Source organism: Mesorhizobium sp. M0227, from assembly GCF_040321855.1.
GTDB lineage: Bacteria > Pseudomonadota > Alphaproteobacteria > Rhizobiales > Rhizobiaceae > Mesorhizobium.
Genome location: NZ_JAMYSJ010000008.1, coordinates 117345 through 139035, shown reverse-complemented (window position 1 = coordinate 139035; position 21691 = coordinate 117345). Strand labels below are relative to the sequence as shown.

The window sequence follows — 21691 nt, the reverse complement described above, 5'->3', positions numbered from 1 at the left end:
GCATGATGACAGCCGTCTATCGCTGGTTCGAGAACTGGGTCTATCCGTTCAGGGAGCCAGCGAATCTTCGGCCACCGACCAGCGTCGGCGGCTTTCTCTGGCACTATGTCGGCCAGGCGAAGTTCGCCTTCTTCGCCATGCTGGTCATCGGCGGCATCGCGCCGCTGGTCGAGGCCGGCCTGTTCTACTTCGTCGGGCGGCTGGTCGATATTCTCGACCAGCTTCCCGCCGAGCGCAGTTGGCACGCACTGTGGGCCGCCGCAGGCCCTGAACTGGTTTTCATGGCCGTGGTGGTGCTGGTCATCCGCACCGTCGTCGTCGGCCTTTCGGCGCTGGTCGACGAACAGACGATCACGCCCGGCTTCTACAATCTGGTGCGCTGGCAGGCGCACCGGCATGTCTCGCGCCAGTCCGACGCCTTCTTCCAGAACGATTTCGCCGGCCGCATCGCAACAAAGGTCTGGCAGGCGGGCCAGGCCACCGGCGACCTGATGGAAAGCTTCATCGAGGTCGTCTGGTTCATGATCGTCTATACGGTGACGACGCTGGCGCTGGTCGCAGGCCTCGATCTCAGGCTGGCGGTGCTGGTGGTGATCTGGATTTCCGCTTTCGCTTGGCTGGCCAAGCTCTATCTGCCGGCAATCCGCAAGCATGCCGAGGAAACAGCCGAGGCCGGCTCGATGATCACCGGCCGCATTGTCGATTCCTATTCCAACGTGCAGACGCTGAAACTGTTCTCGGCCGATGGCGACGACCGCTACATCAGGAACGGTTTCGACATCTACCTCGACGCATTGCGCCCGTTCACCCGCCGGCTGACCGGCGTGCGCATGGCGCTGACGACGCTGTCGGGCATCATGATCACGGCGATCGGCTGTTTTGCCGTCTATCTCTGGGTCGAGGGCTCGATCACCGTCGGCGCTGTCGCCTTCACCCTGTCGCTGGTGCTGCGGCTCAACATGCTGCTTGGCCGGCTGATGATGCAGCTCAACAGCATCTTGCGAAACCTCGGCGTGCTGGAGAACTCCAAGGCGCTGATTTCGCAGCCGCTCGGCCTCACGGATGCGCCCCACGCCAAGGAACTCGTGGTGGCAGGCGGGCGTATCGAGGTGAGGAACGTCGAGTTCCATTACGGCAAAGGTTTCGGCGTGCTGAACGGCATCGACCTTGTCGTCAAGCCGGGCGAGAAGGTCGGGCTGGTCGGACCGTCTGGCGCGGGCAAGACGACCCTCGCCAATCTGATCCTGCGGCTCTACGATCTGGAGAGCGGGTCGATCACCATCGATGGCCAGGATGTCGCCAAAGTCACGCAAAATTCGCTGCGCGCCAATATCGGCGTCGTCAGCCAGGACACGGCGCTGTTCCACCGTTCGCTGCGCGACAACATCAAGCTCGGCATGCCTGACGCGACCGATGCGGAGGTGATCGCGGCGGCGAAAAAGGCCGAGGCGCACGAGTTCATCCTGACCTTGCGCGACAACAGGGACCGCGCCGGCTACGAGGCCTTTGTCGGCGAGCGCGGCGTCAAACTGTCGGGCGGCCAGCGCCAGCGCGTGGCGATCGCCCGTGTCTTCCTGAAGGACGCGCCGATCCTGATCCTCGACGAGGCGACCTCGGCGCTCGACTCGGATATCGAGGCGGCAATCCAGGAGAATCTGACGCGGCTGATGGAGAACAAGACGGTCATCGCCATCGCCCACCGTCTGTCGACGATCGCGGCACTCGATCGGCTGGTGGTGCTCGATGGCGGCCGCATCGTCGAGCAAGGCACGCATGACCAGCTGGTGGCGCTCGACGGGCTCTATGCGCGGCTGTGGAAGCGGCAGTCCGGCGGCTTTCTCTATCACGAGGACAGCGTGCTCGAAGAGACGCGGCCTGCGGAGTAGCTCCATGGCTGGATCAACAGGCGCCATCTCAGAGGTCGGCTACGTGCTCAAGCGGCTCCGGCCGACCATGCCGGCCTTCGACACGCTGAAGGAAGAGAGCCGGCTGGAAGGCTACTGGATGCTGGTGCGCCTGGCGGATGGCTGGGCAAGTGGCCGCAACAAGTTCCTGAAACGGGGCGAGGCGCTGTACGGAGCCTGGGATGGAAGGGAACTCGCCGGCGTGTGCGGGTTGAACATAGATCCCTATTTCGAGGCCAGGGACCACGGCCGGGTCCGGCACCTGTTCGTCAGTGCGCGGCACCGTCGCGCCGGCCTTGGCCGGATGCTGGTCGAGACCGTTATCGACAGGGCACGTCACCATTTCGCCGTGCTGAACACCCGCGCGCCGCAAGAAGCCTTCGGTTTCTACGAACGGCTTGGCTTTCAGCGCGTGGAAGGCGAAGAATTCGTCACACACCGCATGGTCTTCGGGAAAGGAAGCTGAAATGTCCTTGCGTCCGCCATCTCATCTAGCCGGCGCCTCGTCCGCGGAAGCCGCCTTCGACGCGCTCGGCCATGAAATATTGGCGGAAAAGGCGGCAGCACTTGGCCGCGCCGGCCAGCGGGTAGAGGAAACGTTGGCCAGGCTGCGCGACAATGCCGACGAGCAACTGCGCCCCCGGCTGCTCAAGGATGCCGCCGAGGCGGTGCATGGCTATTTCATCCAGCGCGAGCTGTGCGGCTTGCGCAAGCACGATACCGTCATTCGTGAATACAACATCCCGAAAGCGGTGCTGGCCAGGCTCGGCGCGAAATAACTCTCTTTTGTTGGACCATGATCCCGAAAACCGGTTCCCACTTTTCGGGATCATGGTCTACTCAAGCCATTCGGTGATGAAGCTGCCATTCTCGTGGATGTCGGTCGTCTCCAGCGGGCCTGGGCCGAGATTGGTGAATTTGTGCGGCGTATTGGGCGGCACGATCAGGATCTGGCCGGCGGATGCCTCGATCTCCTGGTCGCCGACGGTGAACAGGCCGGTGCCCTGGCGAATGATGAAGATCTCAGCGTAGGGATGTGTATGCAGGCGGGGCCGCCTCCGACGCCAGGCAGATAGTTGAAGATCAGGCAGGAGAGCCGTAGGCGCCACATTGCAATTCGCCCTTCCAATGGTCGGAACGAACAGACCAGGTGTCGCGGTCTATGATTTGTGCCCTGGCTATCTAGCCCTTCGCGGGTATCCAGGGATTGAAAAGCTTCACCCCGGTGCCCTCAAAATCCTTGGTATTGCGTGTCACGACTGTCAAATTATTGACAAGCGCGCTGGCGGCAATGAGAGCATCGCGTTCCGGCTTAGGGTCAGGAACGTGGAGGTTTGCGCAACGCACGACAACGGCCGTGTCTATGCTCAGTATCCGGTCGTCGAACTGTGGAATTAGTATTTGATCCAACCACTCACGGTACATGGCGGCCTGGCGGGTGTCCTTCCTCGACAACAACAGTGTTCCGATTTCGAGTTCCAGGATCGAAATCACCGACATGAAAAAGCTGGCGACGTCGTGGGTCTCAGACCAGGCTAAAACGTTGCGATCGGCCTTGTCCCGACGACGCAGATTCGAAACGACATTGGTGTCGAGAATAAACATCAGTCGAGATCGGGAATCTTGAAAAACGGTCCTTCCAGGCGAGGTGGTTCCCAGTCGAAGTCTGCTTCGGGGCGATCGTCGGCAATCGCGTCCGCGAGGCTTCTCGGCTTCTTCTCCAACCGCTCGTATTCCTCCATCGAAATCAGCACATGGGAAGGCTTGCCGCGATCGGTGATGATAACCGGTCCGTTCCTGGCAGCCCGCTTCGCAAGCGCCGTGTCCTGGTTGAATTCACGGCTCGACATGATGGTGATCGTCTTCGTTGAGATGTTCATTTCAGCACCTCCGTCGAGTAGATGTAGACATATTGCTACATTTAGCCAAGCACGTCAAATTCATCGCTGTGCGGAACGCCCGCGACAATCTGCCCTTGTGCCTTCACCCGTCTGGACAAAAACGGGCTTCACGCATAAACCGAAGTCCAAATGCCGGAGGAATTCGCAAGCCTGTTCGCCATGCGCTGTCGGGTTGGCGTAATTGAGCGGGGAACAAGGCTCAGCCACCGGCACGGAAGAGGCGAAAGGATCAGGCACCCGTGAGCGCAACCGACACCCAGGATCCCAACCGTCGTGATTTTCTCTACGTCGCCACCGGCATGGCCGCAGTGGTCGGCGCGGGTGCTTTCGCGTGGCCGTTCATCGACCAGATGCGCCCCGATGCCTCGACGCTGGCGCTCGCTTCCGTCGAAGTCGACGTCGCCTCACTGACGCCGGGCATGTCGCTGATCGTCAAGTGGCGCGGCAAGCCGGTCGTGGTCCGCAACCGCACCGAACAGGAAATGAAGGACGGCGAGGCTGTCAATCTCGCCGATCTCAAGGATCCGATCGCCCGCAACGCCAATCTGCCGTCCGATGCGCCGGCGACCGACGCCAATCGCACCACGCCCGGCAAGGAGGCCTGGATGGTGATGGTTCAGGTCTGCACGCATCTCGGCTGCATTCCGCTTGGCCAGGAAGGCGATTTCGGCGGCTGGTTCTGCCCGTGCCACGGTTCGCAATACGATACGGCCGGCCGCATCCGCAAAGGCCCGGCGCCTGAGAACATGGCGGTTCCGGTATTCAAGTTCATTTCCGATACCAAGATCCTTATCGGTTGAGGCAGGGGATATTTCGATGAGCGAGGGACACTCGACCTATACGCCCAAAACCGGTCTCGGACGCTGGTTCGACGCCCGCATGCCGCTGCCGCGGCTGGTCTATGACAGCTTCGTTGCCTATCCGGTGCCGCGCAACCTCAACTATGCGTGGACCTTTGGCGGCATCCTTTCGATCATGCTGGTGGCGCAGATCCTGACCGGCATCGTGCTGGCCATGCATTACACGGCTGACACCAATCTGGCCTTCGGCTCGGTCGAGAAGATCATGCGCGACGTGAATTCCGGCTGGCTGCTGCGCTACATGCATTCGAACGGCGCCTCGTTCTTCTTCGTCGCCGTCTACATCCACATCTTCCGTGGCCTCTATTACGGCTCCTACAAGGCGCCGCGCGAACTGCTCTGGATCCTCGGCTGCATCATCTATCTCCTGATGATGGCGACCGGTTTCATGGGCTACGTGCTGCCATGGGGCCAGATGAGCTTCTGGGGCGCCACCGTCATCACCGGCTTCTTCAGCGCCATTCCGCTGGTCGGCGACTGGATTCAGCAGCTGCTGCTCGGCGGCTTTGCCGTCGACAACCCGACGCTGAACCGTTTCTTTGCGCTGCACTATCTGTTGCCGTTCATGATTGCCGGCGTCGTCGTTTTGCACATCTGGGCGCTGCATGTCGTGGGCCAGTCGAACCCGACGGGTATCGAGGTCAAGTCGAAGACCGACACTGTCGCCTTCACCCCCTACGCGACCATCAAGGACGCGTTCGGCATGATCGTGTTCCTGTTCTTCTTCGCTTATTTCGTCTTCTACCTGCCGAACTATCTCGGCCATCCCGACAACTACATCGTCGCCAACCCGCTGAAGACGCCGGCCCACATCGTGCCCGAATGGTACTTCCTGCCGTTCTACGCGATCCTGCGCGCCATCACCTTCAATGTCGGGCCGATCAACTCCAAGCTCGGCGGCGTGCTGTGCATGTTCGGCGCCATCGTCATGTTGTTCCTGGTGCCGTGGCTCGACACTTCGAAGGTACGCTCGGCCGTTTACCGGCCCTGGTACAAGCTGTTCTTCTGGTTGTTCGTGGCCGATGCCATCCTGCTTGGCTGGCTGGGCTCGCAGCCGGCCGAAGGCAGCTATGTGTTCATGGCGCAGATGGCGACATTGTTCTACTTCGCCTTCTTCCTGATCGCGCTGCCGGTGCTCGGCCTGATCGAGACGCCGCGACGGCTGCCGAACTCGATCACCGAGGCGGTGCTCGAGAAGAACAAGGGCGGCAGCGGACATCCGGCGGGCGCTACGGCGGCTCCGGAAACCAAAGGCTGAGCGGGTAGAGAATCTAAGGGGATTTGGCATGAAAAAGATTCTCACCTCGCTGGCGCTGATCGGCCTCGTGGCCGTCGCCGCTGGGGCCGCGGGCACTCGGGCGATCGCCGCCGAAGAGGCACACAATGTGGCCAATCCGACACATTTCCCGATCGACGAGCCGAAGGAAATGGACTGGAGTTTCACCGGCCCATTCGGCACTTACGACAAGGCGCAGCTGCAGCGCGGCCTCAAGGTCTACAAGGAAGTCTGCTCGGCCTGCCATTCGATGAACCTGGTGGCTTTCCGCACGCTGTCGGACCTCGGCTATTCCGATGCGCAGATCAAGACGCTGTCGGCCGAGTACACGATCCATGACTGTCCCAACGATGCCGGCGACATGTTTGACCGTCCAGGCAAGCCGTCCGACCACTTTCCGCCGCCGTTCGCAAACGACGAAGCGGCCGCCGCTTCCAATGGCGGCGCTGCCCCGCCCGACATGTCGCTGCTGGCCAAGGCGCGCGGCGTCGAGCGCGGCTTTCCGCAATTCGTCTTCGACATCTTCACCCAGTATGACGCGGGCGGCCCCGACTATATCCACTCGCTGCTGACCGGCTACGACCAGACGCCGCCGGCCGGCATGGTGATCCCGGAAGGCACCCACTACAATCCGTACTTCATGTCCGGCGTGTCGCTGAAAATGCCCAAGCCGCTCTCCGACGGCCAGGTGACCTATGATGACGGTGCGCCGCAGACCGTCGATCAGTATTCCCGCGACGTCTCCGCCTTCCTGGCGTGGGCGGCTGAGCCGCATATGGAAGACCGCAAGAAGACCGGTTTTCGCGTTCTGGTGTTCCTGCTTTTGTTCGGCGCGCTGGTCTATCTCACCAAGCGCAAGGTGTGGGAAGGCGTGGCCCACTAGGCCACACAATCAAGTGATCGCGAAGGGCGCCGAGAGGCGCCCTTTTGCATTTCCGGAGGCTGGTCATGTCACATGGCCGTCATCGCATCCGGCGATCCTGTGCTGCTCTCATCAAAGGATCGCATTCATGAAAAGATACGCATCGCTCGCGGCAGGCCTGTTGCTGCTCATCCTCGGCTCGGCCGCGCAAGCGGAAGACGCTCAGCCCTTCGTCACCAACAAGGACGTCGACCTGACGATGATCCTGCCGCCGCCGCCGGCAAACGATTCGGCGCAGACCAAGGCCGAACTCGGCGAGGTGCTGACGCTGCAGGTGACGCGCACCCCGGAGATGGTCGCCAGCGCGGTGGCCGATGCCGAGGAGAATGTCTGGCGCTTTGCCGACGTCATGGGGCCGAAATTCAACAAGGAAACGCTGCCGAAATTCAGCGCTTTCTTCGATCGCGTGGTGGCTACCGAAGGGGCTGTCGTCGACCCGGCCAAGGATGTCTGGAAGCGCCCGCGCCCGCATCAGCTCAGCGATCTCGTCAAGCCGGCGGTCAAGCTGTCGAGCTCCGGTTCCTGGCCGTCTGGCCATGCCACCGTAGGCACGATGATGGGCATCATCCTGTCCGACATGGTCCCGGAAAAGCGCGCCGAGATCATGGCGCGTGCGGCCGAATACGCCCACAACCGCGAGGTCGGCGGCATCCACTATGCGTCCGACGTCGAGATGGGCAAGATTTCCGGCAGCGTTATTGCCGCGGTCCTGCTCAACCGGGACGACTTCAAGGCTGAATATGAAGTGGCCAGGGCCGAGCTTCGTTCCGATCTCGGCATGTAATCCTCGTCAGCCGGATTTAGACGGGAAGGGGCGCTTAAGGCGCTCCTTTTTTGTTAACGCTCGTGCTCAAGCGAAAGTTCGGCAATTAGTCCGTTGGCATGGCGGCATCAGGTTGATATTCGACGCATCGAACGGTGGCGAGAAGCTCGTCCCGCCATGGCCTTTGGAATTCGATGATGCGGCTCAGCGACTGTCACAACTTTTCCGATTTCCGGCGGATGGCACAGCAGCGGCTGCCCGGGCCGATCTTCAACTACATCGACGGCGCGGCCGACGATGAGGTCACTTATCGCCGCAACACCGAAAGCTTCGAGACCTGCGACCTTGTTCCCAACGTGCTGCGCGGAGTGAGCGAGGTCGACATGTCGGTGACGGTCATGGGCCAGAAGCTGGCGATGCCGTTCTATTGCTCGCCGACCGCCTTGCAGCGCCTGTTCCACCATCAGGGTGAGCGCGCGGTCGCCAGGGCCGCCGCCAAATACGGCACCATGTTCGGCGTCTCCTCGCTTGGCACCGTCAGCCTCGAGGAGGCGCGCGGCATCAGCAGCAGCCCACAGGTCTACCAGTTCTATTTCCACCGGGATCGCGGCCTCAACCGGGCGATGATGCAGCGCGCAAAGGCGGTTGGCGTCGAGGTGATGATGCTGACCGTCGACAGCATCACCGGGGGAAACCGCGAGCGCGACAAACGCACCGGCTTTGCCATTCCCTTCAAGCTCAATCTCGCCGGAATGGCACAGTTCGCGCTCAAGCCGGCCTGGGCGATCAACTATTTCACCCATGAGGGGTTCAAGCTGCCGCAGCTCGACGAGCATGTCGACATGGGCGGCGGCACGATGTCGATCAGCCGCTACTTCACCGAGATGCTAGACCCGTCGATGACGTGGGACGACGTGGCCGAGATGGTCAAGCTTTGGTCGGGTCCGTTCTGCCTCAAGGGCGTCATGTCGGTGGAGGATGCAAGACGCGCCGTCGACATCGGCTGCAGCGGCATCGTGCTGTCGAACCATGGCGGGCGGCAGCTGGATGGCTCGCGGGCGGCGTTCGATCAGCTTGCCGAGATCGTCGACGCCGTTGGCGACAGGATCGACGTCATCATGGATGGCGGCGTGCAGCGCGGCACGCATGTGCTGAAAGCGCTGTCGCTGGGTGCCAAGGCCGTCGGCGTCGGACGCTACTATCTGTTCCCGCTCGCGGCGGCCGGCCAGCCCGGCGTCGAACGGGCGCTTGAACAGATGCGGGTCGAGATCGAACGCGGCATGAAGCTGATGGGCTGCAGTTCGATCGAACAATTGTCGCGCAAGAACCTCCGTTTCAGGTAATCTCGACCCATGAAATCCTCCCTCGAAGACACATTGCTCGCCGCGATCCGCACCATTCCGGATTATCCCAAGCCCGGCATCCTGTTTCGCGACATCACCACGCTGCTCGGCAATGCGCGCGCCTTCCGCCGCGCCATCGACGAACTGGTGCATCCCTATGCCGGCCAGAAGATCGACAAGATCGCCGGCATCGAGGCACGCGGGTTCATCCTTGGCGGCGCCGTCGCCCATCAGCTCTCGGCCGGCTTCGTGCCGATCCGCAAGAAAGGCAAGCTGCCCTACGAGACGGTGCGCGTCGCCTATAGCCTGGAATATGGGCTGGACGAGATGGAGATGCACAAGGACGGCGTTGCTCCGGGCGAGAAGGTGATCCTTGTCGACGATCTGATCGCCACCGGCGGCACCGCGGAGGCGGCGGTCAAACTTCTGCGCCAGATCGGCGCCGACATCCTCGCTGCCTGTTTTGTCATCGACCTGCCGGACCTCGGCGGCCGCGCCAAGCTCGAAGCCCTCGGTGTGCCGGTCAGAACGCTGATAGGGTTCGAAGGACATTGAGGAGTGCTCTCCCTTCTCCTACAAGAAGGGAGAGGGAAAGTGGCGTTACTCGGCCTTCACCAGAACGGCGCTTTCGAACTCGAGCACCTTGTCGCCGGTGGAATCGAAAGCTTCCGAACGCAGCGCCAGCAGCCGCCAGCCGGGGCGTGAGGCGATTGGGCGGTGCGACAGCGCGGTGCGCGTGAAGGTGATGGTTTGCCCGGCATAGACCGGCTTCAGCCATTTCAGGTTCTTGAAGCCGGGCGAGGGACCGAATTCCGGCACTGGACCGGGACCGCTCCACGCAGCGATCTCGGCGTCCATACGGTTTTCCAGATTGAGTTTCATCCAGGTCGCGGCCGTGTGCCAACCGGACGCGCAGAGGCCGCCGAGCACACTTTTCTTCGCGGCCTCCTCGTCGATATGGAAGATTTGCGGGTCGTACTTACGGGCGAAGGCCTTGATCGCCTCGGGCTCGAATGAGTGCGAGCCGAGCGTGACGGTGGTGCCGATACGGAAGAACTCGTCCAGTGTCATGCTTGGCTCCCCGCGGCATCGCGCGTGAGGAACATGACGGAGTTCTCGAGCTCGAAGACGCTTTCGCCACGCTGGTTGAACAGTTCGCTGCGCATGGTGACCAAGCCGAGTTGCGGCTTCGATTTCGACAGGCGCTTGGCAATAACCATCAGGGTGCCGGTCAGTTGGTCGCCGGCCAGGACCGGCTTCTTCCATTTGACCTGATCGACTCCGGGCGCGCCCTGGCAGGTCGAGTCCAGCAGGAACGCATCGCACAGCATGCGCATGAACATTGCGCAGGTGTGCCAGCCCGACGCTGCCAGCCCGCCGAGGATGCTGGCCTTACCGGCTTCCTCGTCGAGATGCATCGGCTGCGGGTCGAATTCTCCGGCGAATTCGACGATCTCGGCGGCACTCACGAGCTTCGAGCCGAGGTCGATCGATGCGCCCTCGATGAAGTCCTCATAGGCCCATGTTTTTATCTCTGCAGTCATGGTCTGGAATCCGGCTTGTCGACCCACGATCCCCAGGATCGGGGTTTCCGGATGCAGGCCGGCGTTCGTTTGGTCAAGCGATTTCTACTGCGCCAGCCTGTGGCAGCCGATCGACAGGGCCACTCAGAGCCAGCCGCGGCGGCGGAAGTACCAGAAGGGCAGGATCGCCGACAGCACCATCATGGCGATGGCGAAGGGATAGCCAAGCTCCCATTTCAACTCGGGGATGACGTCGAAATTCATGCCGTAGATCGAGGCGACCAAAGTCGGCGGCAGGAAGATGACGGCGGCGACCGAGAAGATCTTGATGATGGCGTTCTGCTCGATCGAGATCATGCCGAGGGTGGCGTCGAGCAGGAAGGAGATCTTCTGCGACAGGAAGGTGGCGTGGTCGGCCAGCGACAGCACATCGCGCGACAGCGTCTTGATGCGCGCCTTGGTGTCCTTGCTCATCTTGGTGCGGGTCGAGGCATGGGCGAAAAAGCCTGCCAGGCGCTGCAGCGAGATCAGGCTGTCGCGGATCGAAGACGCGATGTCCTCCTTGCGGCCGATGGCTTTCAGGAGTTCCTGGAAGTCGCGATTGCGCTTGGAAACCTTGGTCGATCGCGCTTCGAAGATATCGCGCGAGATCGCCTCGATGTCGCGGCCAGCGCGTTCCAGAATGTCGGCGAGACGGTCGACGATCGCCTCCAGCAAGCCGATCAGGATGGTGTCGCCGCTGGTGCAGCCGGTCGCCACCTTCTCGGCGCGCTGCGGAAAGGTCTTGAAGGCCTTCGGCTCGTGGTAGCGCACCGTGATCAGCCTTGTGCCGGCCAGCACGAAGGTAACTGGCGACATCAAGGGATCGTCGATTTCGGTCTGGGCGGGCAGGGTGGCGGTCATGAAATAGGCGCCGTCCTCGACATAGAGGCGGCTCGAAATCTCGATCTCCTCCATCTCCTCGCGCGTCGGAATGGCAACGCCGAGCCAGCTCTCGATCGTCGCTTCCTCTTCCTTTGTCGGGTTGAACAGGTCCGCCCAGACGATGGTCTCGCTGTTTGCCAGGAGATCGTCGACGACGCGCAGGCGATCATTGTCCACGACGAAGGCCTTGATCATCGCCTGGTATCCCTTGCTGGGGCCAAAGGGTGCGTTCGGATTGACGCGTCGTGTTGGATTGCACGGTTCTCGACGTCAGCGCCGACCGTGCTTCTGCCGCTTAGACCTGTGACGTGACAAAATCAAGACAAGTGGCGACCCAACCGATCGCCACGGGCCGGATCGGAAGATCACGCCGAGAAAGCTTCCCCGATTACTCGTCGGATGTTTGGGTGCCTGACAGGCCGGCGTCAGGTGTTGAACTTGAACAGCAGCACGTCGCCGTCCTGGACGACATACTCCTTGCCTTCGTCGCGCGCCTTGCCGGCTTCCTTGGCCGCCACTTCGCCGCCCAGTGTGACGAAGTCGTTGTAGGAGATGGTCTGGGCGCGGATGAAGCCGCGCTCGAAATCGGTGTGGATGACACCGGCGGCCTGTGGCGCCTTGTCGCCCTTATGGATGGTCCAGGCGCGCGTCTCCTTCGGCCCGGCGGTGAAATAGGTGATGAGATGCAACAGGTCGTAGCCGGCGCGGATGACCTTGTTCAGGCCGGGTTCGTCGAGGCCCAGCGACGACAGGAATTCCATTTCTTCCTCGTCGGAGAGCTGGGCGACTTCCGCCTCGATCGCCGCCGAGATCACCACGGTGCCGGCGCCTTGGGCGGTGGCCATGTTTTCCACGGCACTGGTGTGCTCGTTGCCGGTGGCGGCGTCGGCCTCGGCGACATTGCAGACATAGAGCACGGGATGCGAGGTCAGAAGGTTCAAGCCCTGCAGGATGCGCAAATCTTCGGGCGAAACACCCTTGAGCAGAATGCGGGTCGGCTTGCCGGCCTGCAGCAGTTCGAGCGCTGCCTCCATCAGCGGCAGCACGGTCGTCGCTTCCTTGTCCTTGCTGCCGGCGCGCTTGCGGAATTGCACGATGCGGCGTTCGAGGCTGTCGAGGTCGGCGAGCATCAGCTCGGTCTCGACCGTCTCGGCATCGGCGACGGGGTCGATGCGGCCCTCGACATGGGTGATGTCGTCATCCTCGAAGCAGCGCAGCACATGCACGATGGCGTCGACCTCACGGATGTTGGCGAGAAACTGGTTGCCCAGCCCTTCGCCCTTCGAGGCACCGCGCACCAGACCGGCAATGTCGACGAAGGATATGCGGGTCGGGATGATCTCCTTCGACTTGGCGATCGCGGCGATCTTCTGCAGGCGCGGATCTGGCACCGCCACCTCGCCGGTGTTCGGTTCGATGGTGCAGAATGGATAGTTGGCGGCTTGCGCCGCAGCCGTTCTGGTCAACGCGTTGAAAAGCGTCGACTTGCCGACGTTGGGCAAGCCAACGATGCCGCATTTGAAACCCATTTTTGTTCGGTCCTATCGGGAAAATAGAAATTTGATCAGGGCTATGGGCGATAGGGGTGATCAACGTCAAGCCCTTCGGTCCCCTTGATGCTCAGTCCTTGCCGCCGAACAGCTTCTTCAGCATGGCGGCCATTGGACCGCTTTCCGGCAGCTTGGCTGGCACCTGCTGCGGCCGTGCCTGGCGGACGTGACTTTGCTGCTTCTGCGCCGGCTGCTTCGGTGCCGGCTTTTCCGGTTGCGAGCCGGCCTTGCCCTGGACGGCGAGGCTGGTCTTGTTCATGAAGCCGGACTCGTCGCCCTTGGCGATCATGGCGGCGTTGTCGGCGATCGCGTCGAGCAGCGGTTCGAGCCATTCGCGGTCGGCCTTGTCGAAATCGCCGAGCACATGGTGCTGGACCATTTCCTTGACGCCGGGATGGCCGACGCCGATGCGTACGCGGCGATAGGCGTTGCCGACATGGCCGTCGATCGAGCGAATGCCGTTATGGCCGCCGGCACCGCCGCCAGTCTTTATGCGCAGCTTGCCTTCGGCAAGGTCGATCTCGTCATAGAAGACGGTGAGCGCGGAAAGCTCGAGCTTGTAGAAGCGCAGTGCTTCGCCGACCGACTGGCCGGACAGGTTCATGAAGGTCTGCGGCTTGATCAGGACGATTTTTTCGCCGCCGAGCGTGCCTTCAGAAATCAGGCCCTGGAATTTCTTCGTCCAGGGCGAAAAGGAATGGCGGCGGGCGATTGCGTCCGCCGCCATGAAACCGACATTGTGGCGGTTGCTGGCGTATTTCGCGCCCGGATTGCCGAGGCCTGCAAAGACAAGCATCGTCTGCTCCGGGCGGGAAAGAGTTACTTCTCTTCGGCGGCAGGAGCCGCTTCAGGTGCAGCCGCTTCAGCCGTCTCTTCCGTCTCCGGCTTCATCGCCGACGAACCGGCAATGGTCGCGATGGTGAAGTCGCGGTCGGAGATCACAGGCTTGACGCCAGCCGGCAGCTTGACCGCCGAGATGTGGATCGAGTCGCCGATGTTGGCGCCGGTGAGATCGACGGTGATGAACTCCGGGATCGCATTGGCCGGGCAGTGGAACTCGACTTCGTGACGCACGATGTTGAGCACGCCGCCGCGCTTGATGCCGGGCGACTTGTCTTCATTGATGAAGTGGACAGGCACGTCGACATTGACCTGGGTGTCCTTGCCGATGCGCAGGAAGTCGACATGGACAGGGAAATCCTTGACCGGGTCGAGCTGGAAGTCCTTCGGCAGGACCTGGATCTTCTTGCCGTCGACATCGATCGTGGCGATCGTGGTCAGAAACCCGCCGCCATGGATCTTGTAGTAGATGTCCTTGTAGGTGAGCGCGATAGCCAGGGGAGGCTGCTTGTCACCATAGATTACTGCAGGCACTTTACCGTTGCGGCGAACTGCACGGGCGGACCCCTTACCGACCTGTTCGCGTGCTTCGGCCTTGAGCTCGTAAGTGTCGTGGCTCATGGCATTTCCTTTCGGTTTGTTCTGGAGCGCTCACGGTGGGCAGAGTGCCTGGACCGTAAACGTCGAAAGCCGACATACCCATGCATGATCTGGTCCGAAAACCGGAATCCACTTTTCGGGATCATGCGGGAAGGCGGCCTTCCGCCGCGTTGCCTCCAAGGGTGTCTACGCGGGTGGCGGCTCTATAGCGGAAGGCGGCCGGAGGTGCAAGCCAAAGGCACGCCCGGCCTGGTGCAGTCCAGGCGGTCGCTATCCGCGCTTTTCGATGACGGCATAAAGCACGTTGCGGTTCTCGCCGAAGAACACCTGCGCCTCGACGGTGTTGCGGTCGACGCTGGCATTGACGATGTTCCACATATCGATCTCCGATCTCAGCAGCAACACCCAGTCCATGAATGTCTCCCGGTAGCCGGCGTCAGGCGTGCCCTCGGCGTAGTTCGCAAACAGGAAGGTGCCGTTCGGCTTCAACATCTGCAGGCAGGTCTTCGTGAGTTTCACGGCGACGTTGTGGGCGAGGTAGTCGTAAAGGCCGGAGGCATAGATGAAGTCGAATTTGCCGAGCTTGTGGCCTCGCGTGAGCACGGTTCGCACCGAGCCGTCGATGGCTTCGACCGCGGTGCCCTGGAAGTCGCGCGCGATAAGCCCAACGCTCTGGGGGTCCTGGTCGAGCGCAACCCAGCGCTTGAGCCGGCCCTCCGTCAGGGCGACCGAACGATTGGCTTCCCGCAAATGGCCGGCCGCGATCGCCAGGACCTCGGTTTCCGGTCCATTCTTGGCCGCGATCTGATCGACATATCGGGTCAAGAGATCGCGCCGCTCCCGTGCGGCGACGCATGACGGTACGTTCTGGGTATGGCTGTACAGGGCCTTGCCGATCTCCGAGGCGTTGGCCACGCTCTCTGCCACATGCGGATCGCAATAGATGTAATCAAGCAACTGCGCGTCGCCGGAATAGCCCCTGGGCTTGGTGAAGGACCAGTGCGTCAGCGGATCCTCGAGAAAATACTTCAGGATCGGATGGTTCTGCGCGACCGGTATCAACGCATGCCAGACGTCGGGATGAACCTTGGAATGCAGGCCATTCAGAAAGGACAGCAAGCGACCGACGATCTCGGCCGGGTTCTTGTCCTGTTCGACCTGCTGCTGTGTCGCGTGGAGAATGAGGGCCAGCTCAGCACGCGCGGTTTCGAACGCTTCGCCATGATGCTCGAGCTTTCCCCGAGGCAGCGTGCCGGCGAGCATCTCGGCAGTAATCAAGCTTTTGCCATCAAGAACGGTCTGCACGCCATCACTCCATAGTTAACAGTCGGTTAACTTATTGCGTAGAATGCTCCCTTTGCCAATGTCGGGCCGACGGCATTTTATCGTTATGATTAATTTCCCGCCAACCATGTTCCTCTTTAGACGGCTTTCGGCCCGAATTCCGGGTTCGAGTTAACGGAAACTTGTCTTGCGCGATTGCATTTGTTTGCCCGGCGTCGCAATCGCCGTCGCGTCCAAGGAGCCGGCCCGCGTGGGGGCAGAAGCTGGAAATGAGTTCGGAAAACAAAATCCCTTTCAAACGGGGTCTATTGTGATGAACGAACACCTGTCCTCCGTATTGGTCGATGCGGTTGATGCGGAGCCGTACGAGCCGCGCTACGAACTGGGGGCCGACGAGCTTCGCACCCTTTACCGCACGGAAGCGCAGGCGACGCGAAGAGGGGAAGCCAGGCCAGGGCTTTGGATCGCGGTTGCGATCTATCTCTTGTTTTCGGCAACCGATCTGCTGCTGATCCCGGATGTGGCCGCCTATACGATCACGGCGCGCTTCACGGTCGGATTGAGCGCGCTTTTGATCCTGGAAGCGCAGCTTCGCCATGGCGTCGGGACGGAATGGCTCGACGTGACCTGCGCCGGGGCCATTATCTTTGGCTATGTTGGTTGGCTGTGTCCGGCGATTATGGGCGCGGACAAGGAAAGTGTCTCTTACTATATGGTCTTTGGGACCATATTCATGATGAGCGCCAATCTTTTCTTTACGTTCAATTTCAAGCTTTCTATCGTAACTTCTGCAATAATTTTATGTATACTTTACATTGTAAACTACTTTGTTCCTTCAACCCTCACATACAAAATGGTTTTTGGGGCTTTCTATGTTTCTTGTTTCACGTTCACCTCGTATGTGAACTGGAAACTAAATGAGGAACGCTACAACGTCTTTCTGAATGCCCTGGAAGCCAAGATCCAGCACAATGAGGCGACCGAACGCGGCAAGGCCCTGCTGAGATTGTCGCGGACCGATCCGCTTACAGGTCTGGAGAACCGGCGCGCGATCGACGAGAAGCTGCGGGACTACTGGAGCGATTGGCAAAAGGTCGGCACCAGCTTCGGGGCGATCCTCATCGACGTGGACTTCTTCAAGAAATTCAACGACTGCTACGGCCATCAGGAAGGCGACCGCTGCCTGATCCATGTCGCCAATGCCCTTAGCGAGATGATCAAACAGTATAATGGTTCCATAGGCCGCTACGGCGGCGAAGAGTTCATCGTCCTGGCGCGCATGGAGACAAAAGAGCAGATCCTGAACATCGCGGAAGCCATTTGCAGCACGGTGGAGAACCTGGCGCTTACCCACGAGCTCCGGCGCGACGGCGTCTCGATCGTAACGGTGAGCGTTGGCGCCGCATTCACCAGGACGCAGACCGGGGCCAAGCTGGAGAAGATCATCCACGAGGCCGATCGCGCTCTCTATCTGGCAAAAGCCGGCGGCCGAAATTGTGCCCGGCTGTTCGATCCAACCGATCCGCAAAGCAGCGACGAGAGTGAGAACATTGCGGCCTTGCTGAAGATCGCGATCGGCCAGAATCTCGTTTCACTCGTTTATCAGCCCATCCAGGATGTCAAATCGGACCGGGTCGAAGCGGTGGAGGCTCTGATGCGCCTCAAGATGCTGGACGGCACATCGGTTCCGCCCAGCCTGTTCATTCCCGTCGCCGAACGAACCGGCGCGATCCTGGAACTCGGGCGCTGGGCGATAAGGACAGTGTGCGCCGAGCTCCTGGCAGACGATCACGTCCATGTCGTCAGTGTCAACGTCTCCCCGATCCAGCTTAAGACACCGGGCTTCGCAACGTCTGTTGCGACCATTCTGGGCGAGACCCGCGTCGCCGGCAGCAGACTGGCCTTCGAGATCACCGAAGGGCTGGAGATGGAGATGCATTCGGACATCCTGCGCTGCATCAGCGACCTGAAGCTGCTCGGGATCAAGATATGGCTCGATGATTTCGGGACGGGCTTCGCGGGTCTTTCGTGGCTTCGCCTGATCGATTTCGATACGGTGAAGATCGACCGCTCGTTTCTTCACGACTGCAGTTCCCCGAGCGGCAAGGCAATGCTGCAGGACATTATCACCCTGGTCCGAAATCGCGGCCACAAGATCCTGGTCGAAGGGGTGGAAACCGACGAGCAGATGGTCTTGATGCGCGAATTCGGCATAGACAAGATCCAGGGCTTCCATGTCGGCCGCCCCGCTCCCGCCGTCAGTTTCCAGGCAAAGCGGGCCATGCGCAAACGGTCATTTGCCGTGCTTAAGTCCGCATGATGACGTGTGGGCGGTGGCATTTGGCTTAGAGCTTAGGCCGCTATTTGGCCGCGACGGGCCAAAAGCCGAAGTCTAGCTGACTTCATCTGAGCGCCGCGCCGGCTTCCAGTTTCTGGCCTGCTTCATATCGGCAGGAACACCGTCAGCGGGCTGAGCCGCGGCGGATGTCGAGACGCGGCCCGGCACCAAAGACGACCACGTGGAGAAGGCCGGCGACAGATCAGCCCGACATCGCCGTGAGGATCATCGCACCATCCGCTTGGCGGACCGGGTCAAGATCGCCACCGGCGGCAAGGTGATTGCGTCTACTTTTTCCTGATGGGGATCTCGCGCAAAACACCTTGCTTCCGCGAAACGGCTCGATCGAGGAATGCTATTCCCTAGATTAGTCTATTAAAACCATATATTTACTTTGATATTTGGCTCCCGGCCCTACCCTGCCAGCTCAACCACGATTGCTTGCAGGATTCCGGAACCGACAATGAGCAAGACCATCCGCTTCAATGCCTTCGAAATGAACTGCGTCGGTCACCAGTCGCCCGGCCTCTGGCGCCACCCGCGTGACCGGTCCTGGGACTACAAGGATCTGGAGTATTGGACAGATCTCGCCAGGCTTTTGGAGGCCGGGTTCTTCGACTCCGTCTTCATCGCCGATGTGATCGGCTATTATGATGTCTACAAGGGCAACCTCGACAATGCGTTGCTGCAAGGCGTGCAAATCCCGGTGAACGATCCGTTGCAGCTCGCCAACCCGATCGCCTTGGCCACCAAACATCTCGGCATCGGCATCACGGCTTCGACGAGCTTTGAGCATCCCTACACCTTCGCACGCCGCCTCTCGACGGCGGACCACCATACCAAGGGCCGTATCGGCTGGAACATCGTCACGTCCTATCTGGAGAGCGGGGCCAAGAACATCGGCCAGGGCGGGCTGCGCAGCCACGACAATCGTTATGACGTTGCAACCGAATATGTCGAAGTCCTCTACAAGCTGTTCGAGGGCAGTTGGGAAGAGGGAGCCGTGCTGCGCGACAAGGAGCGCGGGATATTTGCCGATCCGACAAAAATCCACGAGATCGGCCACAAGGGAAAATATTTCGATGTGCCGGGCTTTCACCTATGCGAACCTTCGCCACAGCGCACGCCCGTTCTCTTCCAGGCCGGCGCCTCGGGTGCCGGCAAGCAGTTCGCCGCCGGCCACGCCGAATGCGTGTTCATCTCGACGCCTCTGAAGGATGCCACCCGCGCCTATGTCGCGGAAATCCGCAAGCGCGCCGCCGAGCAGGGTCGCGATCCGAAAAAGGTGCTGATCTACGCGATGGCAACCATCATCGTCGATGAAACCGACGAAAAGGCACGGGCTAAATATCAGGATTACGCGAACCACGCCTCCTATGACGGCGCCCTGGTCCTGATGTCTGGCTGGACCGGCATCGATTTCGGACACTACAAACCGACGGATACGGTCAAGAAGGTCAAGACAAACGCGATCATCTCCGCCGTCGAGCATCTGGCCGGAGGCGACAAGGTCTGGTCCATCGAAGAGCTTGCAAAATGGGGCGGCATTGGCGGTCTCGGGCCGCTTTTCGTGGGATCGCCATCGACGATCGCCGATCTTCTGCAGGAGTGGGTCGAGGAAACCGACATCGACGGCTTCAACCTGGCTTATGCGCTGGCGCATGACAGCTTTGCCGACGTCATCGGATACGTCGTGCCGGAACTGCAGAAGCGCGGGGTCTACGCGACGCAGTATCGCGAGGGCACACTGCGCGAAAAGCTGTTCGGCGAAGGCCCCTATCTGCCGGCAAACCATCCGGCCCATCGCTTCCGCGACATCGAACGCGTCAAGCGCGACGAGGCCGCGGCGCAATCAACCTTGACCGAAGGGCATGCCCGCCAATCCGAACCGGCCTGACATCATCCCTGCACGGCGCCGGAGGGAAAGCGGCCCGCGCCGCCGGACCGTCGGACTTTGCCTCTGTTAGCCACCATGGAGCGCTGAATTCATGACAACGCCATCCGCACCCGCATTGGAAGTCAAGAACATCTCCCTCGCATTCAAAGGCGTGAAGGCGATCTCCGATCTAAGTTTCGAGGTGGCGCCTCAGGAAATCTGCGCCCTGATCGGCCCGAATGGGGCGGGAAAAAGCTCGCTGCTGAACATACTGAACGGCGTCTATGTTCCCGATTCAGGCGAGATCATCTTCGAGGGCGAACATTTCCATCGGATGCAGCCGCTGGAGGCCGCGCGCCGCGGCATCGGCCGCGGGTTCCAGAACAACGCGCTGTTTTCGGGAATGAGTGTCGCCGACAATGTCATTGCCGGCCTGTCCAGGCATGCTCGCGCAACGCTCCTGGAAGAAGCACTGCTTTTGCCGCGCGCACGCGCCGAGGCGAGCCGTTTCCGCGAGCGCGCCCATGAAGTCCTGCGCCTCTTCGATCTGGAGCGGCATGCCGAGACCACCGTGGCCTTGCTGCCCTACGGCGTGCAGAAGAAGGTCGAACTAGCGCGCGCCATTGTCGCGGCTCCCCGCCTGCTGCTTCTCGATGAACCGCTGGCAGGCATGAACAGCGCCGAGAAACAGGAAATCGCGCAGATCATTGCCAGGCTGAACCGCGACCTGAAGCTGACGATCGTGCTGATCGAGCACGATATCGGCATCGTGCTGAAGCTCGCTCACCATGTCGTCGTGCTCGATTATGGGCGCAAGCTGGCCGATGGCGCGCCGGATACCATTCGCGACAATCCCGAGGTCATCGCCGCGTATCTGGGCCACGACAAGGTTGAGATCGCCGCATGAACATGTTTCTCGAAACCCTCATCGGCGGCCTGCTGGCGGGCACGATGTACTCGCTCGTCGCCATCGGCTTCGTGCTTATCTACAAGGCCTCCGGCGTCTTCAACTACGCGCAGGGGTCCATCCTGCTGTTTGCAGCCCTGACCTTCGTGTCGCTGACCGATCAGGGTGTGCCGGTGCTGGTGGCGCTGGCGATCACGGTGGTCGTGCTTGCGCTGATGGCAGTCGGGATCGAGAGGCTGATCCTGCGCCCGCTCGTCAACCGCAGCCCGATGACGCTGTTCATGGCGACGCTCGGGCTGGCCTACATCGTCGAAGGGACAGCCCAAGGGCTCATGGGGTCGCAGGTCAGGGCGCTCGATCTCGGCATCGAGGATCTGCCGATCTTCCTCGGCGACATCATGATCAGCCAGTTTGATCTCACCGCCGCCGCAGTCGCGCTCGTCCTGGTGGTGGCCCTGTCGCTGCTGTTCAACAAGACCCGCCTCGGAGTTGAGCTCAGGGGCGTGGCCGACGATACTCGCGCCGCTCTCTCCATCGGCATCGATGTCAACCGCATCTGGCAGATCGTCTGGACCATTGCGGGGCTCGTCGGGCTTGTGGCCGGTCTGCTCTGGGGCGCCCGCCAGGGCGTGCAGTTCTCATTGTCGCTGGTGGTGCTGAAGGCCCTGCCGGTGCTCATCATCGGCGGCTTCACCTCTATCGCCGGCGCCATCGTCGGCGGGCTCGTTGTCGGTGCAACGGAAAGCCTAGCCGAAACCTATATCGGCCCCTTCCTCGGCGGCGGCATCACGCCCTGGTTTGCCTATGCGCTGGCGCTCGCCTTCCTCTTCATCCGCCCCGCCGGTCTGTTTGGCGAACAGAAAATCGAAAGAGTCTGAAT

At 61.2% G+C, this 21691-nt stretch carries 22 protein-coding genes and 1 pseudogene; 13 read left to right on the top strand and 10 right to left on the bottom strand.

Translation table 11 applies throughout. The features are described from left to right. Positions 1-2: 2 nt before the first annotated feature. From NKJ00_RS13695 to NKJ00_RS13685, 3 genes are read left to right on the top strand one after another with little or no spacing between them, the layout of a single operon-like run. Positions 3-1886: an ABC transporter ATP-binding protein gene (locus NKJ00_RS13695; RefSeq protein WP_352610487.1), complete on the top strand. Its 1884-nt coding sequence runs from the start codon at positions 3-5 to the stop codon at positions 1884-1886. A gap of 4 nt (positions 1887-1890) precedes the next feature. Beyond that, positions 1891-2370 (top strand): GNAT family N-acetyltransferase, encoded by a 480-nt coding sequence (locus NKJ00_RS13690; protein WP_352610486.1) that lies wholly within the window; start codon positions 1891-1893, stop codon positions 2368-2370. Between the two features lies 1 nt (position 2371). Then, entirely contained in the window at positions 2372-2683 is a 312-nt protein-coding gene (locus NKJ00_RS13685; RefSeq protein WP_023809841.1) for a DUF6665 family protein, read from the top strand. 57 nt (positions 2684-2740) lie between these two features. Here the strand turns inward: NKJ00_RS13685 and NKJ00_RS13680 are convergent. The 3 genes and pseudogenes from NKJ00_RS13680 to NKJ00_RS13670 form a co-directional block, all read right to left on the bottom strand. Then, positions 2741-3086: pseudogene (locus NKJ00_RS13680) on the bottom strand (cupin domain-containing protein). Further along, a complete protein-coding gene (locus NKJ00_RS13675; protein WP_023809840.1) occupies positions 3087-3509 on the bottom strand; it encodes a type II toxin-antitoxin system VapC family toxin in 423 nt (140 codons plus the stop codon). After that, the gene (locus tag NKJ00_RS13670; protein WP_031212730.1) at positions 3509-3784 is read right to left on the bottom strand and encodes a type II toxin-antitoxin system Phd/YefM family antitoxin; all 276 of its coding nucleotides are present in this window, start codon (positions 3782-3784) and stop codon (positions 3509-3511) included. Before NKJ00_RS13670 ends, NKJ00_RS13675 begins: the two co-directional genes overlap by 1 nt. A gap of 260 nt (positions 3785-4044) precedes the next feature. Between NKJ00_RS13670 and petA the strand changes: the two genes are divergently transcribed. From petA to NKJ00_RS13640, 6 genes are all read left to right on the top strand, one after another. Beyond that, positions 4045-4605 (top strand): ubiquinol-cytochrome c reductase iron-sulfur subunit, encoded by a 561-nt coding sequence (gene petA / locus NKJ00_RS13665; RefSeq protein WP_023809838.1) that lies wholly within the window; start codon positions 4045-4047, stop codon positions 4603-4605. Positions 4606-4621: 16 nt separating this feature from the next. Next, a complete protein-coding gene (locus tag NKJ00_RS13660) occupies positions 4622-5923 on the top strand; it encodes a cytochrome b (protein WP_013529985.1) in 1302 nt (433 codons plus the stop codon). 28 nt (positions 5924-5951) lie between these two features. After that, positions 5952-6824 (top strand): cytochrome c1, encoded by an 873-nt coding sequence (locus NKJ00_RS13655; RefSeq protein WP_352630049.1) that lies wholly within the window; start codon positions 5952-5954, stop codon positions 6822-6824. Between the two features lie 127 nt (positions 6825-6951). Next, entirely contained in the window at positions 6952-7647 is a 696-nt protein-coding gene (locus NKJ00_RS13650) for an acid phosphatase (protein ID WP_023809836.1), read from the top strand. Positions 7648-7823: 176 nt separating this feature from the next. After that, entirely contained in the window at positions 7824-8969 is a 1146-nt protein-coding gene (locus NKJ00_RS13645) for an alpha-hydroxy acid oxidase (RefSeq protein WP_128303835.1), read from the top strand. A gap of 9 nt (positions 8970-8978) precedes the next feature. Beyond that, positions 8979-9524 (top strand): adenine phosphoribosyltransferase, encoded by a 546-nt coding sequence (locus NKJ00_RS13640; protein ID WP_013529989.1) that lies wholly within the window; start codon positions 8979-8981, stop codon positions 9522-9524. A 45-nt stretch (positions 9525-9569) separates the two neighbouring features. Here NKJ00_RS13640 and NKJ00_RS13635 read toward each other — a convergent pair whose 3' ends face one another. From NKJ00_RS13635 to NKJ00_RS13605, 7 genes are all read right to left on the bottom strand, one after another. Continuing rightward, on the bottom strand, positions 9570-10040 hold the full coding sequence (locus NKJ00_RS13635; RefSeq protein WP_023809834.1) for a MaoC family dehydratase: 471 nt from the start codon (positions 10038-10040) through the stop codon (positions 9570-9572). Then, positions 10037-10513 carry a MaoC family dehydratase gene (locus tag NKJ00_RS13630; protein WP_352553447.1) on the bottom strand — a complete coding sequence of 159 codons (477 nt, stop codon included), beginning with the start codon at positions 10511-10513 and terminating at the stop codon, positions 10037-10039. Before NKJ00_RS13630 ends, NKJ00_RS13635 begins: the two co-directional genes overlap by 4 nt. Before the next feature lie 123 nt (positions 10514-10636). Continuing rightward, on the bottom strand, positions 10637-11611 hold the full coding sequence (gene corA, locus NKJ00_RS13625) for a magnesium/cobalt transporter CorA (RefSeq protein ID WP_352630047.1): 975 nt from the start codon (positions 11609-11611) through the stop codon (positions 10637-10639). A 230-nt stretch (positions 11612-11841) separates the two neighbouring features. Then, positions 11842-12945 carry a redox-regulated ATPase YchF gene (ychF, locus tag NKJ00_RS13620; protein ID WP_352630045.1) on the bottom strand — a complete coding sequence of 368 codons (1104 nt, stop codon included), beginning with the start codon at positions 12943-12945 and terminating at the stop codon, positions 11842-11844. Positions 12946-13036: 91 nt separating this feature from the next. After that, a complete protein-coding gene (gene pth / locus NKJ00_RS13615; protein WP_352553450.1) occupies positions 13037-13762 on the bottom strand; it encodes an aminoacyl-tRNA hydrolase in 726 nt (241 codons plus the stop codon). A gap of 23 nt (positions 13763-13785) precedes the next feature. Further along, on the bottom strand, positions 13786-14427 hold the full coding sequence (locus tag NKJ00_RS13610; protein WP_023809827.1) for a 50S ribosomal protein L25/general stress protein Ctc: 642 nt from the start codon (positions 14425-14427) through the stop codon (positions 13786-13788). Between the two features lie 249 nt (positions 14428-14676). Then, positions 14677-15711, bottom strand: coding sequence for a class I SAM-dependent methyltransferase (locus tag NKJ00_RS13605; protein ID WP_023809826.1), 1035 nt, complete (start codon positions 15709-15711; stop codon positions 14677-14679). Positions 15712-16003: 292 nt separating this feature from the next. On the opposite strand from NKJ00_RS13605, the gene NKJ00_RS13600 reads away from it, so the two are divergent. From NKJ00_RS13600 to NKJ00_RS13585, 4 genes are all read left to right on the top strand, one after another. Next, complete coding sequence (locus tag NKJ00_RS13600) at positions 16004-18010, top strand: putative bifunctional diguanylate cyclase/phosphodiesterase (protein WP_128303836.1); 2007 nt, start codon at positions 16004-16006, stop codon at positions 18008-18010. Between the two features lie 481 nt (positions 18011-18491). Then, a complete protein-coding gene (locus NKJ00_RS13595; RefSeq protein ID WP_352553454.1) occupies positions 18492-19925 on the top strand; it encodes an LLM class flavin-dependent oxidoreductase in 1434 nt (477 codons plus the stop codon). Between the two features lie 91 nt (positions 19926-20016). Beyond that, positions 20017-20811 (top strand): ABC transporter ATP-binding protein, encoded by a 795-nt coding sequence (locus NKJ00_RS13590; protein ID WP_352630042.1) that lies wholly within the window; start codon positions 20017-20019, stop codon positions 20809-20811. After that, positions 20808-21689, top strand: coding sequence for a branched-chain amino acid ABC transporter permease (locus NKJ00_RS13585; RefSeq protein WP_023809823.1), 882 nt, complete (start codon positions 20808-20810; stop codon positions 21687-21689). Before NKJ00_RS13590 ends, NKJ00_RS13585 begins: the two co-directional genes overlap by 4 nt. Positions 21690-21691: the final 2 nt, after the last annotated feature.

What these genes read in the sequence shown, in the direction of transcription:
- pth (WP_352553450.1), bottom strand. Translation starts at nt 13,762, where the DNA reads ATGCTTGTCTTTGCAGGCCTCGGCAATCCGGGCGCGAAATACGCCAGC.
- NKJ00_RS13590 (WP_352630042.1), top strand. Translation starts at nt 20,017, where the DNA reads ATGACAACGCCATCCGCACCCGCATTGGAAGTCAAGAACATCTCCCTC.
- NKJ00_RS13660 (WP_013529985.1), top strand. Translation starts at nt 4,622, where the DNA reads ATGAGCGAGGGACACTCGACCTATACGCCCAAAACCGGTCTCGGACGC.
- NKJ00_RS13635 (WP_023809834.1), bottom strand. Translation starts at nt 10,040, where the DNA reads ATGACACTGGACGAGTTCTTCCGTATCGGCACCACCGTCACGCTCGGC.
- NKJ00_RS13585 (WP_023809823.1), top strand. Translation starts at nt 20,808, where the DNA reads ATGAACATGTTTCTCGAAACCCTCATCGGCGGCCTGCTGGCGGGCACG.
- NKJ00_RS13600 (WP_128303836.1), top strand. Translation starts at nt 16,004, where the DNA reads ATGAACGAACACCTGTCCTCCGTATTGGTCGATGCGGTTGATGCGGAG.
- NKJ00_RS13630 (WP_352553447.1), bottom strand. Translation starts at nt 10,513, where the DNA reads ATGACTGCAGAGATAAAAACATGGGCCTATGAGGACTTCATCGAGGGC.
- NKJ00_RS13670 (WP_031212730.1), bottom strand. Translation starts at nt 3,784, where the DNA reads ATGAACATCTCAACGAAGACGATCACCATCATGTCGAGCCGTGAATTC.
- NKJ00_RS13650 (WP_023809836.1), top strand. Translation starts at nt 6,952, where the DNA reads ATGAAAAGATACGCATCGCTCGCGGCAGGCCTGTTGCTGCTCATCCTC.
- NKJ00_RS13640 (WP_013529989.1), top strand. Translation starts at nt 8,979, where the DNA reads ATGAAATCCTCCCTCGAAGACACATTGCTCGCCGCGATCCGCACCATT.
- NKJ00_RS13645 (WP_128303835.1), top strand. Translation starts at nt 7,824, where the DNA reads ATGCGGCTCAGCGACTGTCACAACTTTTCCGATTTCCGGCGGATGGCA.
- NKJ00_RS13595 (WP_352553454.1), top strand. Translation starts at nt 18,492, where the DNA reads ATGAGCAAGACCATCCGCTTCAATGCCTTCGAAATGAACTGCGTCGGT.
- ychF (WP_352630045.1), bottom strand. Translation starts at nt 12,945, where the DNA reads ATGGGTTTCAAATGCGGCATCGTTGGCTTGCCCAACGTCGGCAAGTCG.
- NKJ00_RS13690 (WP_352610486.1), top strand. Translation starts at nt 1,891, where the DNA reads ATGGCTGGATCAACAGGCGCCATCTCAGAGGTCGGCTACGTGCTCAAG.
- NKJ00_RS13685 (WP_023809841.1), top strand. Translation starts at nt 2,372, where the DNA reads ATGTCCTTGCGTCCGCCATCTCATCTAGCCGGCGCCTCGTCCGCGGAA.
- NKJ00_RS13675 (WP_023809840.1), bottom strand. Translation starts at nt 3,509, where the DNA reads ATGTTTATTCTCGACACCAATGTCGTTTCGAATCTGCGTCGTCGGGAC.
- corA (WP_352630047.1), bottom strand. Translation starts at nt 11,611, where the DNA reads ATGATCAAGGCCTTCGTCGTGGACAATGATCGCCTGCGCGTCGTCGAC.
- NKJ00_RS13655 (WP_352630049.1), top strand. Translation starts at nt 5,952, where the DNA reads ATGAAAAAGATTCTCACCTCGCTGGCGCTGATCGGCCTCGTGGCCGTC.
- NKJ00_RS13695 (WP_352610487.1), top strand. Translation starts at nt 3, where the DNA reads ATGATGACAGCCGTCTATCGCTGGTTCGAGAACTGGGTCTATCCGTTC.
- NKJ00_RS13610 (WP_023809827.1), bottom strand. Translation starts at nt 14,427, where the DNA reads ATGAGCCACGACACTTACGAGCTCAAGGCCGAAGCACGCGAACAGGTC.